The organism is Chroococcidiopsis sp. CCALA 051 (assembly GCF_003015105.1).
In the GTDB taxonomy this organism is placed as follows: Bacteria; Cyanobacteriota; Cyanobacteriia; order Cyanobacteriales; family Chroococcidiopsidaceae; genus Chroococcidiopsis; species Chroococcidiopsis thermalis.
This window is the reverse complement of the sequence record NZ_PYCI01000040.1, coordinates 13,394-31,250: the sequence shown is the minus strand read 5'-3', so window position 1 is coordinate 31,250 and position 17,857 is coordinate 13,394. Positions and strand designations below refer to the sequence as shown.

General features: G+C 44.1%; 19 protein-coding genes, 1 tRNA gene and 1 pseudogene. 14 read left to right on the top strand and 7 right to left on the bottom strand.

What is annotated here, in order from left to right; genetic code table 11:
- Window positions 1-20: 20 nt before the first annotated feature.
- Together C7Y66_RS12170 and C7Y66_RS12165 are read right to left on the bottom strand one after the other, a co-directional pair.
- Window positions 21-1,256, bottom strand: coding sequence for a hypothetical protein (locus C7Y66_RS12170; protein WP_106545769.1), 1,236 nt, complete (start codon window positions 1,254-1,256; stop codon window positions 21-23).
- Window positions 1,257-1,571: 315 nt separating this feature from the next.
- Window positions 1,572-1,656 (bottom strand) — tRNA-Leu (locus C7Y66_RS12165).
- Window positions 1,657-1,726: 70 nt separating this feature from the next.
- Here C7Y66_RS12165 and C7Y66_RS12160 point away from each other — a divergent pair.
- The 8 genes from C7Y66_RS12160 to C7Y66_RS12125 all read left to right on the top strand — a co-directional run bounded on the left by C7Y66_RS12160 (window position 1,727) and on the right by C7Y66_RS12125 (window position 7,607).
- Window positions 1,727-1,918, top strand: a complete 192-nt coding sequence (locus tag C7Y66_RS12160) for a hypothetical protein (RefSeq protein WP_106545768.1) — start codon at window positions 1,727-1,729, stop codon at window positions 1,916-1,918.
- Window positions 1,919-2,032: 114 nt separating this feature from the next.
- Window positions 2,033-2,245 (top strand): NAD(P)H-quinone oxidoreductase subunit L, encoded by a 213-nt coding sequence (ndhL, locus tag C7Y66_RS12155; protein ID WP_106545767.1) that lies wholly within the window; start codon window positions 2,033-2,035, stop codon window positions 2,243-2,245.
- Between the two features lie 35 nt (window positions 2,246-2,280).
- The gene (locus C7Y66_RS12150) at window positions 2,281-2,592 is read left to right on the top strand and encodes a DUF3007 family protein (RefSeq protein ID WP_106545782.1); all 312 of its coding nucleotides are present in this window, start codon (window positions 2,281-2,283) and stop codon (window positions 2,590-2,592) included.
- Window positions 2,593-2,602: 10 nt separating this feature from the next.
- Entirely contained in the window at window positions 2,603-3,403 is an 801-nt protein-coding gene (trpA, locus tag C7Y66_RS12145) for a tryptophan synthase subunit alpha (RefSeq protein WP_106545766.1), read from the top strand.
- Window positions 3,404-3,470: 67 nt separating this feature from the next.
- Window positions 3,471-4,133, top strand: a complete 663-nt coding sequence (gene tmk, locus C7Y66_RS12140; RefSeq protein ID WP_106545765.1) for a dTMP kinase — start codon at window positions 3,471-3,473, stop codon at window positions 4,131-4,133.
- Entirely contained in the window at window positions 4,130-5,518 is a 1,389-nt protein-coding gene (locus tag C7Y66_RS12135) for an NAD(P)/FAD-dependent oxidoreductase (RefSeq protein ID WP_106545764.1), read from the top strand. Before tmk ends, C7Y66_RS12135 begins: the two co-directional genes overlap by 4 nt.
- Before the next feature lie 209 nt (window positions 5,519-5,727).
- A complete protein-coding gene (holB, locus tag C7Y66_RS12130) occupies window positions 5,728-6,678 on the top strand; it encodes a DNA polymerase III subunit delta' (protein ID WP_106545763.1) in 951 nt (316 codons plus the stop codon).
- Between the two features lie 146 nt (window positions 6,679-6,824).
- Window positions 6,825-7,607 carry a hypothetical protein gene (locus tag C7Y66_RS12125; RefSeq protein WP_015156784.1) on the top strand — a complete coding sequence of 261 codons (783 nt, stop codon included), beginning with the start codon at window positions 6,825-6,827 and terminating at the stop codon, window positions 7,605-7,607.
- A 62-nt stretch (window positions 7,608-7,669) separates the two neighbouring features.
- Here the strand turns inward: C7Y66_RS12125 and C7Y66_RS12120 are convergent, their stop codons facing one another.
- From C7Y66_RS12120 to C7Y66_RS32915, 4 genes and pseudogenes are all read right to left on the bottom strand, one after another.
- The gene (locus C7Y66_RS12120) at window positions 7,670-8,824 is read right to left on the bottom strand and encodes a quinone-dependent dihydroorotate dehydrogenase (RefSeq protein ID WP_106545762.1); all 1,155 of its coding nucleotides are present in this window, start codon (window positions 8,822-8,824) and stop codon (window positions 7,670-7,672) included.
- Between the two features lie 167 nt (window positions 8,825-8,991).
- Entirely contained in the window at window positions 8,992-9,672 is a 681-nt protein-coding gene (locus tag C7Y66_RS12115) for a class I SAM-dependent methyltransferase (protein WP_106545761.1), read from the bottom strand.
- 49 nt (window positions 9,673-9,721) lie between these two features.
- Window positions 9,722-10,013, bottom strand: a pseudogene (locus C7Y66_RS32455) (CrcB family protein).
- Window positions 10,014-10,189: 176 nt separating this feature from the next.
- Window positions 10,190-10,324: a hypothetical protein gene (locus C7Y66_RS32915; protein WP_255409974.1), complete on the bottom strand. Its 135-nt coding sequence runs from the start codon at window positions 10,322-10,324 to the stop codon at window positions 10,190-10,192.
- A 142-nt stretch (window positions 10,325-10,466) separates the two neighbouring features.
- On the opposite strand from C7Y66_RS32915, the gene C7Y66_RS12105 reads away from it, so the two are divergent.
- From C7Y66_RS12105 to C7Y66_RS12090, 4 genes are all read left to right on the top strand, one after another.
- Window positions 10,467-11,354 carry a M48 family metalloprotease gene (locus C7Y66_RS12105; protein WP_015156787.1) on the top strand — a complete coding sequence of 296 codons (888 nt, stop codon included), beginning with the start codon at window positions 10,467-10,469 and terminating at the stop codon, window positions 11,352-11,354.
- A gap of 53 nt (window positions 11,355-11,407) precedes the next feature.
- Window positions 11,408-11,824, top strand: a complete 417-nt coding sequence (locus C7Y66_RS12100) for a hypothetical protein (protein ID WP_106168180.1) — start codon at window positions 11,408-11,410, stop codon at window positions 11,822-11,824.
- 335 nt (window positions 11,825-12,159) lie between these two features.
- Complete coding sequence (locus C7Y66_RS12095) at window positions 12,160-12,705, top strand: superoxide dismutase family protein (protein ID WP_106545760.1); 546 nt, start codon at window positions 12,160-12,162, stop codon at window positions 12,703-12,705.
- A 148-nt stretch (window positions 12,706-12,853) separates the two neighbouring features.
- Entirely contained in the window at window positions 12,854-13,783 is a 930-nt protein-coding gene (locus C7Y66_RS12090; protein WP_106217843.1) for an ABC transporter permease, read from the top strand.
- A 39-nt stretch (window positions 13,784-13,822) separates the two neighbouring features.
- On the opposite strand, the gene upp is transcribed toward C7Y66_RS12090, so the two are convergent.
- Window positions 13,823-14,458: a uracil phosphoribosyltransferase gene (gene upp, locus C7Y66_RS12085; RefSeq protein WP_015156791.1), complete on the bottom strand. Its 636-nt coding sequence runs from the start codon at window positions 14,456-14,458 to the stop codon at window positions 13,823-13,825.
- Window positions 14,459-15,254: 796 nt separating this feature from the next.
- On the opposite strand from upp, the gene C7Y66_RS12080 reads away from it, so the two are divergent.
- Both C7Y66_RS12080 and C7Y66_RS12075 read left to right on the top strand, forming a co-directional pair.
- Window positions 15,255-16,439, top strand: coding sequence for a HetZ-related protein 2 (locus C7Y66_RS12080; RefSeq protein WP_041462615.1), 1,185 nt, complete (start codon window positions 15,255-15,257; stop codon window positions 16,437-16,439).
- 131 nt (window positions 16,440-16,570) lie between these two features.
- A complete protein-coding gene (locus C7Y66_RS12075; protein WP_106545759.1) occupies window positions 16,571-17,842 on the top strand; it encodes a hypothetical protein in 1,272 nt (423 codons plus the stop codon).
- Window positions 17,843-17,857: the final 15 nt, after the last annotated feature.

Genomic DNA, 17,857 nt, shown 5'->3' with positions numbered 1-17,857 from the left:
TCTACAAATTTAATAAGATATCATTTAACTGATATTGTCATATTGTCTGCATAAATTGCAAAGATAATCGTGAAAATTTCAATAAAATTAGTCATCCAAACGCAACTTTCTGGAGACTTTTCATGATACATAATTAAGTCGGCAACACAAGCTTCTAAACGTATTCGTGCGGGTTGACAAATTAAGACAATCTTCAATAAGAGTATGACAACCGTGAGCGGATTACCTTGCGATATTAATGATTCTAGTAGTGGTGAAGGCTGTTTTCGCTTATCTGTTGTTAAATAGTCTATCAGTTTATTGCATGTTTTCAACAACATTGTATCGGTTAGTGGCTGATCGTGCCAGGTTTCATATAACGAATCTAATTTATGCCATAAATTGAGTTTTAAGGTATCAGAAAACTCCTGACTTTCTCCATAGCAGAGTAGATAGTCTTTTAAACTTTGCTTAAACTTTTTGTAGTTTTGTCCTTGAGTTGTTTTGCTAAATACGTTAGCCATGTTTGCATAGCTATAAGAATCGCGTTTAGCTACAATAAGCTTAATGACTCGGAGAATTTCATCTCCTACATCTGTCGGATTTTGAATTTGGCTGTCGATTCCAGCAGATTCAAACCGTGCCATATACATCGCCAAGTCAAACTTAAATCTACACCGTAGTTGTAATGCTCGATTTCTAGCTGCTTCTCGTTGTTCGATTGGGTTTCTTAAGTCGTTGTATTGAGTTGAGAGCAAGATTGGTGCATAGCGAGAATTCCAACGAGCGTGTTCTTGAAATTTAGCCTGAGCATACAATTCTAATTTTTGATAATCGTCGCTTTTAGCAAAAGCTTGCATCCAACCTCTTAAGCGGTCGACCATTGGCGAAAGAGACTTTCGCTTAGTAATCGGATCGTTTAAAATTTCCAGTAGCTGTTGGATGTATTTAAATTTTCTTTTAGAAACCCAGTTATTGACGAGAATATAACACGACCGTTTGAGCGTATAATGAAATTCTTGGCGATCGTTGGCAAACACAATTTCATATATAGAGCGGATGACATTGGAGTTAATTGGGTCATCATCTTGAATAAATAAATGTCTGAATTCCTTCAAAACATTTTCAGGCGACCACTGCTTAATAATATCTAACAAGTAAGCATATATAGTTTCCTGTGCTTCTTCAAAGTTGCTTGTTTGCCGCGAGGTAAGATTGCTTGCAGTTTGTGCTTCGCTGGACGAACCAGTAGCATCGAAGATAGTAGGCTTAACCATACAATGCCTTTCCATGTAGGAAGCGATTTTGTTCGCGCTCGAATTAGGTGTTATATAGTATGAACTATAGTTTAAAAAGTTTTAGTACAGTAGAGTATTTCTGTGCAATTTTATCGTAAACATGTGGTAAACAAACATCCGTAAAATTACGGGTAGAGGGGTTCGAGAAAGGAAGATTTCTGAGTAATATTGCGGGATAGTTTATAGCTATTTCAATGGAAAAGTTGGCAGACAATTGCAATCGGAGCAAACACGTAAACACGTAATTAAAGCACAAAAACCTACGCTGTTAGCGTAGGTTTTTAAAGTATCTTATGGGGGCGGAGGGACTTGAACCCTCACGACCGTTTAAGGTCAACGGATTTTAAGTCCGTAGCGTCTGCCATTCCGCCACGCCCCCTTAGCTATTAGTGTGAGTTGTGACAGGGTTGTCTACCCCGCTTTACTATTCCAGCACTAAAGGGGAATTTATGCAACTAAAAAAAGAAAGTAGGTGTGGAGATAAGGGAGACAAGGGAGACAAGGGAGACAAGGGAGACAAGGGAGACAAGAGAGACAAGGGAGATAAGGGAGACAAGGGAGACAAGGGAGATAAGGGAGACAAGGGAAAATTCGTAAGTCGGAACAACTTACCACCTCCCACTCACCTCACCGATCGCTGATAACTGATAACTGAAGAGCGGTACAATATCTAAAAACAGGGAATACACCTTAGTTAACAAAGAACTCGCCTTAGGCGATCGCTCGTTCATTTATACCTACTTGGGAAAAAATTTATGATGGTAGCCCTACTGTACTTAGCTTTGGCAGGAGCATACTTGCTTGTCGTCCCAATCGCACTAATGCTCTACTTAAATCTCAGGTGGTATACGGCTACTTCCTTCGAGCGCGGTTTTATGTACTTTATGGTATTCTTTTTCTTCCCAGGTTTATTGGTTTTATCGCCCTTTCTCAACTTTCGACCCAAGCGCCGCCAAATTCAGACATAGGTAAAGAATACATAGGAGTGTTTGACACAGTTGCAATGCGACGAATTGACGCGATAGGAGTGACTCTAGGAGTCTTTGCTGCTGGAGGCTTAGCATACGTTACTTTAAAAGTTGCTGGCTTAGATAATCTAGAAGCCGGGATCTGGAGCCAGCTATTATTAGTAGGTGGTTTGATTGGATGGCTGCTAAGCTATGTCTTTCGCGTGATGGGGAAGAAGATGACCTATCACCAGCAGCGAAGCGCCTATGAAGAAGCTTTCTGGCAAAAAAAGTTAGACGAACTCTCACCGGAAGAACTGGAAAAGCTGCAAGCCGAACTGGAAAAAGAAGAAAAGATTAATTCGTAACCCCTAATTTATGACTGCTATTTCCGAGTGTTTTAAGTCTTTGCGCGATCGCCATGAGTGTGCCTTGATCCCATTTATTACAGCAGGCGATCCTGACTTAGCAACGACCGCTGAGGCACTACGGGTTTTGGATGCGGCTGGTGCAGATATTATCGAATTGGGCGTTCCTTACTCCGATCCACTGGCTGATGGACCGACGATCCAAGCAGCAGCTACCCGCGCTTTGCAACGGGGAACAAAGTTAGAGCAAGTCTTGGAGGTAGTCGCGGCTGTCAAGTCAGATTTGCGATCGCCAATTATTTTATTTACTTACTACAACCCGATTTTATACCGAGGAATCGAGTCGTTTTTTCAACAGATCTCTCAAGCCGGGGTCGCAGGGTTAGTCATACCAGATCTGCCTCTAGAAGAGGCGGAATACGTCTTGCAGGTGGCAACCCAATACGGGGTAGAAGTTATACTACTAGTGGCTCCTACCAGCTCGCCAGAACGAATTGAGGCGATCGCACGGCATTCCCAAGGATTTATTTATTTGGTGAGCGTGACTGGCGTAACTGGGATTAGAACTGGATTAGAAGCACGAGCGCAGGACTTGTTACAACAAATTCGGCAGATGAGCGATAAGCCAATCGGAATTGGCTTCGGCATTTCTCAGCCAGAACACGCAGCACAAGTAAAACAGTGGGGTGCAGATGCAGTCATTGTGGGTAGTGCCGTAGTGAAACGTCTAGCTGAAGGGACACCAGAGCAAGGACTCGCTGCGATCGCCGAATTTTGCCGCAGTCTCAAAGCTGCTATTACCAACAAATAATTTTGCCACCTGCTCCCTACTCCCTGCTCCCTTACCCCTGATAACTAATAACTGATAAAGAACGAATTTGAACTCACCAGGCAAACTGATTGTATTTGAAGGTGTTGAAGGTAGTGGCAAGACAACACAAATTCAAGCCACACAATCCTGGCTTCAGGAGCTTTTCAGCTCTGCGATTCCTCAACGAGATGTCATCGTAACGAGGGAACCTGGGGGGACTCAATTAGGAGCAGAACTGCGCTCCTTGCTGCTGGAATCTAGAGGTGAAGCACCCATACTCAGCACGACTGAATTGTTATTGTACGCCGCCGATCGCGCTCAGCATGTAGAAGAAACGCTCAAGGTGGCGATCGCTTCTGGCACAATTATTCTGTGCGATCGCTATACCGATTCCACGATTGCTTATCAAGGTTACGGTCGCGGTTTAGATTTAAATTTAATCCATCAACTCAACGCGATCGCAACTGCTGGTCTGGAAAGCGACTTAACAATTTGGTTAGATCTCGATGTAGAAGTCGGTTTATCCAGAACTAAAGGACGGGGAAGCAACGACCGCATCGAACAAGAGGCGATCGCCTTTCATCGTCGCGTTCAACAGGGATATTTAGAATTAGCTCAACAAGATCCGCACCGCATTGTACGAGTTGATGCTAGTTTGAGTGAAAGCGAAGTTCGTCAACAGATTCAGACGATTTTGCGCCAAAACTTAGCTGAAATACTGCAACGATGAACTCAACACGGAGACACGGACAAGATCGTGCTGTTGTCATAGGAGGGAGCATTGCTGGTATGCTGGCTGCACGGGTACTAGCAGATGATTTTGCGACTGTCGCGATCGTCGATACAGATATGCTACCCAGCCAGCCTCAACCTAGAAAAGGCGTACCCCAATCAGTACAACCTCACGTTTTGTTTGCCAAAGGGTACAGAATATTAGAAGAACTTTTTCCGGGAATCGGTGCTGAACTCTCTACTGCTGGCGCACTATCAATTGATTGGTTGCGGGAGTTTCATCACTTTACCTACGGTAACTGGAGTGCCAACACGACATCTGCCTCAGAAATCATTTCCTGCACTTGCAGTCGTCCGCTGCTAGAGTGGGCAATTAGACGGCGTATTTTAGAGATACCTAATATTGAAATTATTGCCAAACATCGCGCAACGGGTTTGGTGCGCGATTCTCATGGCGATCGCGTTACAGGTATTCGCCTACGTCCCGTGAGTGAAGTCACAGAGAGCGAACTAGTCGCTACATTAATTGTCGATGCTAGCGGTCGTCGTTCCCAAGCACCACAATGGCTAGAAAGCGCGGGATTTACCCCACCAGATGAAACCGTCGTCAATCCATTTCTCGGTTATGCAACGCGCCGCTACCGCGCTCCGGTAGGATTTGATGCAGATTGGAAAATTATGTTAATATCCCAATCTCCACCAGAGAATACACGATTGGGATATTTAGCCAGAATCGAGGGAGGAGAATGGATTGCTACACTAGGCGGCTACAGCAAAGATTTTCCGCCATTGGACGATGAAGGCTTTTTAGCATTTGCCCGCAGTCTACCCAGTCAGAGATTTTACGAGGCGATCGCATCTGCCAAGCCTGTGTCCCCTACCTACGCTCATCGTGCGACTGCTAACAGATTGTACCAGTACGAAAAAATTAGACTACCGCAAGGTTTTGTTGCTTTAGGCGATGCAGTTTGCGCCCTGTGTCCGATTTACGGGCAGGGGATGACAGTCAGCGCTATGGGAGCGATCGCATTACGCGACTGGATAAAGCAAGGATATGCCTCTAATGTAAATGCTTTAGATTTAGATACCTCAGACTTTCAAAAACGTTTGGCTAAACAAAATTCTCTTGCTTGGACTATAGCAACAACTCAAGACTTAGGCTTTCTCAAAACAGAGCAGCACCCAACTAACAATTCAAATAAATCATCGTCAGGCAAGCTAGGCAAGTTCATGCGTTGGTATAATCGGCAGTTGATGAAAGGTACGAGTTCTAGACCAGAACTACATGCCTTAGTGTTGGAGGTAGGGCAAATGCTCAAATCGCCACTTAGCTTCTACCATCCCAAGATCGTCTGGCAGGTGTTGACAGTTATCAGTGACTAGTGACTGGTGGCTGGTGGCTAGATGCTTCCGATTTGCGACTTCTGTACGGGCAGGTTTTGACCCAAGATTTACTGCCTCAGTTGTCGAGCTATTTGCTAAAACTACCCTTACGACTTCTATAAGGGCGGGTTTTGTCCCAAGATTTACTGCCTCAGTTGTCGAACTATTCGCTAAACCCGCTCCTACGACTCACGACTTACAACTTCTCCATGACCGCTTCTTTTGCCCAACTTATCGGACAGCATCAAGCAGTAGAATTATTGACTCAGGCGATCGCGCAAAATCGCGTTGCTCCAGCTTATTTATTTGCGGGACCGGAGGGCGTGGGAAGATGCATGGCAGCCAAATACTTTGTAGAACAATTATTCTGCTCTCAAATTCCAGATTCCAAGCAGCAACAAGTGCGCCAGCGCTTGCAGTTGGGCAATCACCCCGATGTTTTGTGGATCGAACCGCCTCAGCCTGAAGAAAAACGCAAAGCAGCACCAGTTATCCGCATCGAACAAATTCGCCATATCGAGCAATTTCTCAGTCGTCCACCTCTGGAAGCACCTCGTGCTGTAGTCGCGATCGAGTCAGCCGAATCTATGACAGAGGCAGCGGCAAATGCGCTATTAAAAACCCTGGAAGAGCCAGGACAGGCGACAATTGTGTTGATCGCTCCCTCTACTGCATCGTTATTGCCAACACTGGTATCGAGATGTCAGCGCATTCCTTTTTATCGCTTGGACTCTCAGTCTTTAGCTCAAGTACTACAACAAGTCGGCTACGCGCATATTTTGAGCCAACCAGCTATTTTGGCACTAGCGCAGGGCAGCCCAGGGGCAGCGATCGCGGCTTGGCAAAAGCTAGAGGTAATTCCGGCTGAATTACTGGCAAAACTTCAGCAGATTTCTCCATCTTGCGATGAAGCCCTAGATCTTGCACGTCAAATCGATCGCACTCTGGATTTAGAAACTCAAATTTGGTTGGTAGACTATCTTCAGTATTGCTACTGGCAAAAGTTTTTGGCTAGAGAAATGCAGCACTTTCCCTTGGAAAAACTGGAGACAACTAGGCGTTACTTACTCTGTTATGCCCAGCCTCGACTTGTTTGGGAAGTAACGTTACTAGGTTTGACAGATGTAGAGATGTTGCGGGAAACGCCTTTATATCTATAAAATCACCCTATAGATAGTTGCTAATTTTGCCGTTGGCAAAAAAGCCCAAGGCGATCGCAATTGTTAAGAGTTACAAAAATTGCGCTCTACTTTTGCCAAGTTTATGATTAATTTGCCAACAAGTGGATCTTTTTGCCAAAATTGCAATGAAAGAAAAATCTTTAGAAAGAGGTGTCGATGGTTTTCTGATTTTGCTGTTGCCGATAGCATTCGCGATCGTCATCTTCTTTACAACTTGGCCTTTACTGCTGGGGCTAGCAATCTTTAGTATTGGTTATAAAGTATGGCAGTACTATCAGTGGCAACAATGGAGTCGGCAAGTTAATCCCATTTTTTTGCAAGTCATTCAAGCTAATCAAGGTCGGATCGCGCCATTAGATTTAGCAATCAAGGCAAATTTGTCTGCTGCTACAGCTAAATACTATTTAGATAGTAAAGCAGCCGAATTTGGCGCTCAGCGACAGGAATATAAAGACTTAGGGACAGTCTATTACTTTATCACCTCCAGCACTTTAGGCAGTATGCTGGACAAGAGCGAACCGCTTAAGGAGTTAGAGCCAGCAAAAGAAAAAGCTCAGAATGCTCAGCAAATTGCCTCACAGTCAGTTAAGCAAGCCGAATCGCTTCCTTTAGAAACTGTCTCAGCTTTTTCTCCTACTCCTAATGCTCCAGAAAGCGCAACCTCCATACAATTGCCACAGCCGGACGACATCGCAGTAGCTACAGAACAATCAATATCCCACAACCAAAATCAACCTTTACCCCAAACCCTGATCCAGTCAGAACTGGCTAAGCGGCTGAATGTCTATTCCAGCACTGTGTATAAGCGGCGAGACGATCCAGATTTTCCTGAGTGGACTCGCAGTCGCGATCCTGATGGCATTTCTTGGGGATTTTCGGCTGAAACTAAGGAGTTTTATCGAATTTAGCGAGTGGTTGGTGGCTGGTAGCTAGTAGTAGAATTCTTCATCTAATCACTAGTCACCAGCCACTAGTCGCTGCCTCGACGAGCTGATAACTGACTTCCTCTAGCCTCGGAAATAGAGTTTAAATCGTGTTTTGCCATTTTTTGCAGCAATCCCGCGAGGATGTGGTTGACTATACCGATTCCTTCGTAAATCCAGCTAGTGTAAACCTGGATTAGGCTAGCACCAGCGATAATTTTTTCCCAAGCATCTTCAGCCGTAAAAATTCCTCCAACACCAATAATTGGTAACTGTCCTTGAGTTTGTTGGTAGATAAACCGAACAATTTCTGTAGAGCGATCGCGTACGGGTAAACCGCTGATTCCTCCAGCTTCTTCGACAATTGATTTGCCAGTTTTAGCAATTATCTGCGTTTTTAATCCATCACGGCAGATTGTGGTGTTAGTGGCAATAATTCCAGCCAATTGATAAGTTTGGGCAATGTCAAGAATATTGACGATCGCTTCCCACTCTAAATCGGGAGCGATTTTCACTAAAATCGGTTTTCTTCCCTGATTTTCCTGTTGCAAGGCATCTAAAATTAAGCCTAACTGAGCTGCGTCTTGGAGCGATCGCAACCCTGGAGTGTTTGGAGATGAAACGTTCACCACAAAATAGTCACCCCAGGCTTTCAACAACCGAAAACTGTTGAGATAGTCGGCTGCGGCTGATTCTAAGGGAGTAATTTTTGATTTGCCTAAGTTAATGCCTAGTGGTATTGGTCTAAAAGTAGGAGAATTATTGTTCTCAGCTAACCGTTGCGCCATCACCGCTGCGCCATGATTATTAAAACCCATGCGATTGAGAACGGCAAAGTCTTGAGGCAATCGAAATAGACGCGGACGAGGATTTCCTAGTTGAGGATGAAATGTCACCGTCCCCATTTCGGCAAAGCCAAAACCAAAATTCGACCAAATATGAGCCGCTACCCCATCCTTATCAAACCCAGCAGCTAATCCCAAAGGATTAGGAAAATCAATTCCCCAAAGTTGCTGTTGCAATCGCTTGTCTTGCAAACCTGTAGATTTTTGCAGTTGTTCTAAAATCTGTTTCACACCAGGACGCGCGCGATTTCGATCCAGCCAATCTAAAGAATGAATGACGCGATCGTGCATCCACTCAGGATCGGCTTTAATGCCATCAAATAGAAACGGTCTAATTGCAGATTTGTAAATATCCACTTTTTCAGTTATCAGTTATCAGTAAAGAGTAGTGCGTGGTGCGTGAAGAAAGGGTGTAGGGAATTGGTAGTTGGTAGTTGGTAGTTGCACCTTAAGCCCCTCTGCTCCCCTGCTCCCCTGCTTCCTTGTCCCCCTTGTCTCCCTTATCCCCCTTGTCCCAAAATACTCTAATTCCCATTCCAAACTCTCTCTACAGTCCAATGACGATCGCTTGATTGATAAATCCTCACACCCGGAATTTCGGCTTGAGTGACGAGTTGTTCGACCTCATCAATTGTAAAAGCTGCGTGCAAAGAATCGCGAAATAAATCTTTCTGGCGATCGCTGTATTCCGTACCAATTCCTTCAACTAACCGATCTATAGTCGCCGCATCATTTGGACGAATTAAATCTCTAATACAAATGGCTCCTTTGGGTTGCAATACTCGTTTGAGTTCTTGCAAAAAAGGCAAGGGGTTCGGTAAGTGATGAACGAGGCTGTTAGAAATGATTAGATCGAAGTAATCGTCAGGGTAAGGTAGGCGCTTAGCATCTACTATTTCCAAACTAATTCGCTCTTGCAAGCCTGCGGCTTTGACGCTCTGAAAACCTAATTTCAACATATTTTCTGCCAAGTCAATTCCCCATATTTGCCAATGAGGATGCATTTGACTGAGAATAATTGGAATTCGAGCTGTACCAGTCCCCGCATCGAGAACTTTAGCTGTGTCCATCCGACATAACTCACTTGCGGTTTGAGCAAAAGCAGTGTTGACTTCTACGAAATCCATCGCATCGTATTCAACTGCTTCTTCCCAAGAGTCCATCACTTCCGGTTCTAGAATTCTGAGTAATTTGTTATTGGTCATTGGGAAGTGAGTCGTGAGTAGTAAGTAGTGAGTGGCTAGTGACTGGTGACTAGTGACTAGAAAAGAATCCAGCCACTGGTTCCACTGTCAACTGATAACTTTCTAACCAATAGAGGCTAGCAGTTGCAATTTGATGGTTTCTTGCTAATGTTACCGTATCTAAGCCATAGGTGGAAAAGGTGGTGTAGGAACCTAAAAAACCTACCGAAGCGTTGCACAAACCATGAAGTCAGATAATAGCGGCTCAAAGCTCCAGCGATCGCACCAAAACTAATCGCGATCGGATTGCGAATTGCTGGCTGTTGCAGTGCTAACAGTTGGATTAAATCTTTCCAACTCATAATCATGAGTAGTTGGTAGTAAGATGGGCATGGCTCACCTTACTATAAAATTATCTGTCATCTACAAACGATCGCTCGCTACTACAGCGATCGTAGTCAGTAGTTCTGGAACGCAACAGTTATGAATACCAATATTTTTGTATTCTAGTTATCAGATATTCTTAAAATACTGTTTTTTAACGTTTGATTCTCGATCGGTCTTCATATTTATTACTACCGATAGATTCAAAATCTGTATAGATAGTAGCAATTAAGTAATTTCCTTGAGAAAAAATTGTGGCATGACACAATAATGTTCTCTCACCCCTCATAAAGGTGAGTAGATCCGTACTCAAGGGGGAGGTTATCTGCCTCCTAAATCTGAATCAAGGTCGATACAATTAGAGTGCGCTTTGAGTAATGTTGTTGCTATACAAATTCAGCGTTAATAACAGCATTACAAGGAGAAAATATATGCAGAATCAGTTCAGAACAGTTGCACTGCTAGGTTTATTAAGTGGTTTATTAATTGCAATCAGCTACTGGATTCTTGGTGGTAGCGCTGGTGTTATAACTGGGATTGCCATTGCTGCAATTACTAACCTAGTATCTTGGTATCAGTCAGATAAGATCGCACTGGCAGCTTATCGCGCCCGACCGATTAGTCCCCAGCAAGCACCAGGACTATATCAAATGGTAAAACGGTTGTGCGATCGCGCTCAATTGCCGATGCCTGCACTGTACCTCATTCCCTCGCGGGCAGCGAATGCTTTTGCAACTGGACGCGACCCCGAACACGCAGCTGTTGCTGTAACGGAAGGAATTTTAGAATTATTGCCAGAAGATGAATTAGAAGGTGTCATTGCTCATGAATTAACTCATGTTGCAAACCGCGACACCCTGACGCAAGCAGTTGCAGCGACGATCGCAGGGGCAATTTCTTTCTTAGCTCAAATGGCTAGCTATGGTTTATGGTTCTCTGCACCAACATCTAGAGATAATCGCGGTGGTGCCAACCCGATTGGAATATTACTGACAGTTGTACTTGCGCCTGTTGCAGCAACAATTATTCAACTCGCTATTTCGCGGACGCGCGAATTCTCGGCTGATGCTGGTTCGGCACGGATGACTGGCAATCCTCGGGCTTTGGCAAGAGCGCTACAGCGGTTGGAAAGTGCTGCTAGACAGGCACCGATGGTGGGTAATCCTGCTTTTGAACCGCTACTCATTGTTAATGCTTTTTCAGGACAATTCATGAGCGGATTGTTTTCCAGCCACCCTTCAACTGAAGCACGGATCGAGCAACTTTTAAAATTGGAAAGAGAGTTACCGCAGTCTACTAAGTTTTCCTTCGGTCAGTAGTCATCAGTTAAGCAAGCAATAGATCGCAAGTTACTCATTTAGGAGATCGAACCATGACTAATGAAATTGGCAATCAAGAAGACAACTCCGTGAGAATCGAAATCATTCCCCAAGATAGCAGCGCTCTTGTTGACGAGCAAATGCCTGGGGAAAGCGATGAAATTAAAAACGAAACAAAAGCCTTGATTGAAGCAATTAAAACCCGCGCTCAACTAGAGGCACAATCTGCCGGTTCTTTCACTCGCGAAACGTACATAGAAGCTGTACGTAAGGCAAGGGAGTTTGTAGAACGGAATCAGCCTTTGATCGAAAGAGATCGCCTGGAGAACTCCTACGAACACCTCAAGCAAGAAGCCGAGAAGAACTGGGAATCGGTCGCCAGAGAAATACACGAATTTGGCGATCGGCTGGCAGATGCAGCTAAAGCCGCTTGGGATGCCTTTACTGCTCCCCGTGGTTCTAACCGCTAGTTATGTCATTAAATAGTGTCAAGTTTAAAACAGCGCTGTTTTAGAGCAGGAGAGTGGCGATCGCTACTCTCCTGTTTTTTATTGGTCAGATCGATAGAGTTCGATGTTTAACTCGTTTATCTAAATTTGCTGACAATCTTCAGAAAATCTTCGTAAAAACTCGTACCAGCCCTGTAGTAATTTTTAATGTATCGAGTTTCTCAATTCGATGAACTTTTTGCGATCGCCAAAAATCTGCCATAGCTGTTGAAATTTGCCTTCAGCGGCTTTTCTCCGTGCTGTTTTCAGAACTAATTTATATGAGAAAATTCGGATTTAGGGTTGTACTAATCGTAATGGCTGTGTCAATGTTCGTCCTCGCCATTGCCTCTAAAGGAAGTTTTGCTCAGGATTCTCGCCCCATTACTGCCAAAGCAAAGATCTTCGGTCCCGATATTGCTGGAGAATTAAAGCTACGACAAATTAGTAATGGAGTTACTCTTGTCGATCTTTATCTGAAAGGAGATCCTAGCGTTCTCACACCAGGATTACACGGCATTCACTTCCACGAAAAAGCTATTTGTGATGAAGGAGCAGAACCCCGATTTAGTACTGCTGGCGGACATTTCGATCCAGGACCATTCGGTAGCTCCTTACCTGTCCAAGAAAATCACCCTTATCATTTAGGAGATTTACCAAATATAGATATTAATCAGAAAGGTGAGGGCAGACTGATAACTGCTACAAGTCGTATTACCCTTTACGAAAGCCCCGTCTCTCTATTTGATGAAGATAGCAGCGCTATTATCGTTCACCAATTACCCGATTTAATGATATCTGGAGGCACGGCAGCACAATCGGGCGGTGGTCGGCTTGCCTGTGGCGCAATCGAACAAAGCTAAACTGTTTTAATTCTCCAGCAGATAATTGGCAAGGAATAAGTCAAAAGTTAAAAGTTAAAAGGAGCCAGTGCGTTGGGCGGCTCTGCCGACAGTCCCGCAACTGGCGTTCAAAATTAGCTATTCCCAAATGACAAATAACCAGTGACAAATGACTAATGAATCTTTCTTTGCCGATTATCTAGCTGCTAGCGTGCGCCTTGCCGTACCGCTAGCATTTGCAGCTTTAGGGGGTCTTTATTCAGAGAGATCTGGGGTATTAAACATTGGCTTAGAAGGGATGTTGCTCGCTGGTGCTTTTGCTAGCGCGGCTGCAACATTTTACAGTAACAACGTTTGGCTGGGCGTATTAGCGGCTATTCTAGCTGGAGGTATGGTAGGGCTACTGCACGCACTACTGAGCGTGTCTTGGCGTGTCGATCAGTTAGTTTCTGGGTTGGCAATTAATTTAGTTGCTGCTGGCTTGACATCTTTTCTGGCGCGGCTGATCTTTAGTGGTGGTGCGCAGAAATTACCAGGTATTGAGGCGATCGCCATTCCTGGGTTAGTCAATATTCCCATAATTGGTTCTCTATTATTCGCGCAAAATATTCTAGTATATTTGCTTATTTTTCTGGTTGTATTTACGAATTACTTATTGTTCTACACTCATCCTGGCTTAACCCTGCGTGCTGTAGGGGAATATCCCCGTGCTGCGGATACGGCTGGAGTTTCCGTACAACTGGTGCGTTATTTCAGCGTCATTCTCAGCGGTTGTTTGGCGGGGTTGGGAGGAGCATACTTAAGTTTGGTACAGGTCAAGTTTTTTGCTGAGGGGATGAGTGCCGGTAAAGGTTTTATTGCAATCGCCGCCCTAATTTTTGGTAAATGGCATCCCATTGGTACTACTTTGGCTTGCTTGCTATTTGGCGCTACCGAAGCTCTCCAACTTCGCATTCAAGCTCTGGGTGTTAATATTCCCTATCAATTTTTGGTCATGCTACCTTACGCGATCGCCCTTCTCGCCCTAGTCGGCTTAGCCGGAAAATCTTCTCCCCCATCTGCTTTAGGTCTTCCCTATCTCAAGGAAAAAAGTGAGTAGCAACCAGTGTAGAGACGTTACATGTAACGTCTCTACACTTCATCTCGTGCCAAATAAGCGATCGCCTGCATCTCCCAAGCCAGGAACGATATAACCATGTTCGTCTAAGCGATCGTCAATTGCCGCAGTATAAATTGGTACATCAGGATGTTGAGAGTGGAAATGTTTGATTCCTTCGGGCGCAGCTAGCAAACAGACAAATTTTAAAGAGTTAGGGTTAATAGCTTTGAGGCGATCCACGGCGGCTATAGCTGAATTTCCGGTTGCCAGCATTGGATCGACAATTAAGACATCTCGTTTTTCCACCTCATCGGGAACTTTGAAATAATACTCAATCGCTGTTAAAGTTTTAGGATCGCGATATAAGCCTATGTGTCCTACTCGTGCGGAAGGCATCAACTCCAACATTCCATCCAAAATTCCTTGCCCTGCCCGTAAAATCGATACTATCACTAGCTTTTTATCGGGAGCTAGCATTGGCGCGTTTGTAGAGGCAATTGGTGTATCGATCTGTTCGGTTTTGAGCGGTAGATCCCGCGTTACTTCGTAAGCTAGTAACAAGCTGATTTCTTTTAACAACGTGCGAAATTTTGCCGTACTAGTTTCGGCTTTCCGCATCAGCGTCAATTTGTGTTGGATTAATGGATGATCGATCGCATGAACTTCGGCTTGCATATTGGAGCAATAATAGAGCTAAATACTTCTTAAAATAGCTGGCGAAAATATAGCAATCTTCATCATATACTGTATTTCTGGAAACGATTCACTATTAGAGCAACAGAATCGCTTGCGAGTTATTTGTCAATCGCGATCGAGCAATAGTCAGTTATCTAGCAATTACTAGCTAAAATATCTCTACTTTTTGAGCATGAAACTCAGACACTAACTGACTCATAAGACCCTTCGGATCGCCCTTCTAAAACATTTCGCGGCTTTACTAAAACGATACATCAAAAAATATTTCTGCTGTAGTTAAAAATACAGAATTTTTTCGAGCTAGACGAAAAAGAGATGATTTAAGACAAAATTCAACATTGAATCTTGACAAATTGGTATGCTTAATGCATCGTTACTTGATATTATATTAGTGATTTATCCAATCATTTCTAAAAAATATCCTACCATTGAGAGCAAATGTAAATTAATATAAATTATTGCACGATATTTGTACTGAGACTTGAGAAATAAATAGAGGTTCATAAGTGTCCATTGGGTAAATGAACCGCTACTCACAGTATATGGGTGGAAGTTCGTACTGATGACAGGCTAGCTAGGGTCATGACACGCATGGGGAGAACGTTGACAAGACTTCCAAATGTAAAGTTTGATGCCTCTCTAGCTAGGAACTCACTCTATTAGTCACAGCGTCGGTAAGATTGCTGAATAAAAAGAGATGAAAGTTTCATCATTACGACCTGAAACACCACGTACTGCCAACCCAAGCAGCTCCAAAAGGTAGTAGGTAGGAAGAATGCAGGTTGTTATGCAAACTGTAAAGCAGGGATTGGAGGAGTGCCATCTCATGAGTAAGTTGGCAACAGACCTGATACAAAGTTGGCGATCGCATCTAGGCACTGAATGTCCAGAACAAAGCGATGCCACGAGAGAGAGTATCATTCGTTGGTTAGTCGGCAACGCGATCGAAGATTGGGAACAACTTAATACCAACGAACAAGCGATCGCCAAACAAGCGATGGAATATCGCTTTCGCATCTTCAAGCAACGTTATTTAGGAATGCCACCAGAGCGCGCCTATCGTCAATTGATGACAAGGCTTTGTAGTTTGGAGTTGTTGCGCAATAAAATCCGCACGCTCGTATCAATGAGTCGCGATCGCCAGCGTCAAGTTACAGAAGTATTGCAAGAAGTACTACAAGAATTATTGCAAAGCGATCGCTACATGCAACAGCAAATAGCTTGGATTGCTGAGTGTACGGACGACCTAAAATTACGCAACGCTCTGCTATTTGCTAGTTTAGAAGAATATTGCTTGCGCCCGATCCGCAGTCAACCCTTATTGGTCTATCGCTTTGTCAATTATTTGCGCCGCACGGCACGGGGAGGAGTCACACAAGTTCCTGTCAATAATAAATTACGCCTGCTGTCTGAAGAAATATTAGGCGATGATAGCGATAACTCCTTTAGCTTGTTAGATCCCAAAGCAGTCGCAGACTATCAAGAAGAACAAAGCTTAGAAGAACAGCAAACCGCGCGACAGCTAGTGAAACAAGAATTTTCTAGCTATCTCGAAGAAAATCTGGGAACTACTGCCGCACAATGGCTCCAGCTTTACTTACAAGGTAAGTCGCAAGAAGCGATCGCTGCTCAGTTAAACATCTCAGTTAAAGAGATCTATCGTTTGCGGGAGAAAATTAACTACCATGCCGTACGAGTATTTGGACTCAAACATAAACCAGAACTCGTGAGCGAATGGCTAGAGACTTCCCTCATAGAACACAACATGGGACTGACACAAAACCAGTGGGAAGACTTTTTAAGGCAATTAACTCCAATTCAACAACAAATCGTCCAGTTGAAAAAAGCGAATCAGAATAATGAAGAAATTGCGAAAACCTTGAATTTAAAGAGCCATCAGGTTATGACTGAATGGGGTAAACTCTACTTGATAGCTCAAGAAATGCGCAGCCAAGCATGAGGAATTTTACCTCGACTTCTTATTTCCGTTTCTCCATTCAAATCTCTGTAAACTAAAGTGCTTAACCGTTGCGTGTTTTCACTGAACGCGAATATATTGGAACTTAGTATACAGACAAATATTCTAATTTTATGGTAGATTCTTCTTCCCAAAATGATGAGCCAGCAAGCGGTAGATTGCAACTAAATACCGAGCAAATCTACACCCTCATTGATAGAATGTTGCCTTTTGAAGCTTGCTTGTACCATCAAGTTTTGCCTGTAGCTGTAGAGGGACAAAACCTGATTTTGGGAATGGTAAATCTAGATGATACTGCTGCCATAGAATACGTCGAACGGATCGCTGCATATTTAAAATACACTTTAATTCCCCAGGCGCTCGACTCAGAAGACCACCGCCAGCTCATGTCAGCCTACTTAAATCGCTCAAAAAACAACGATTTAAGCTCAGATAAGCTGCACTCCATTGCTGCGGGATATCCTGGTGCGTCTGCTGCTAAACCTATAACTGACAGACTAACAGGACTCAGCCCGAATGACAAACCGACGCTTATTTTAGCTGACGAGCGAGAAAATATTGTAGCCCGGAAGACTTCTCAGCCACAAACGCCACAACCCACACCTTCTCGATTGGGTGAAATTAAGACACCGCAATCCCAACCATCTGCTGTTAGACATTCTGGTTTAGGTGGAATTAAATCGGCACAATCTCAACAAACTGCTGCTAAACCATCTGGTTTAGGCGGGATCGGAACGCCAAAGTCCCAGCAAAAATCTCCAGCAAACCCAACTCCATCAGGTTTGTCGGCGATTAAAGTACCAGCTAGTTACTCTACTAACTCAGTCGAGTCCCTCAAAACCCTACCTCCCAAGAAACTCGTACGAGAATTACTCGGACGGGTTTTAGAAAAAGGCATTGGACGGCTTTATTTCGAGCGTAAATCGCTACAGCAAGGGCGGATCGTGTGTAGCCAAGATGGAAACTTGCAGTGCGTGCTAACAGAGGTTCCAGCAAAGCTGTTTCAGGACGCGATCGAGCAACTGAAAGAATTGACGCACATGCCTCTTGCGCCAGCGAAGGAAGCAAAACAGGTAGAGATCGAGCGTTTTTATCATGGCGAACGAGTCTTATTGCGCCTGCGCGTCATGCCAGGTAGCAACGGCGAACAAGCAACTTTACAAGTTTTGCGCGGAGAAGCCTTAGAGTTTTATCAACAACAACAAATAGATACTTTAAGCCGCGACGCAATGGCGATCGCCAACCAGCTTCAGAAAAAGTTGCGCCAACTGCAAGAACGAGCTAGCATCGACGCTGAAGAACATGGCGAACGATACCAATCTCTCCTCGCTCTCAATCAAATCATCGAAAACGTAGAGCGGCAATTGGAACAGCTGAAGCAGTGACCTGCATTATGAGGG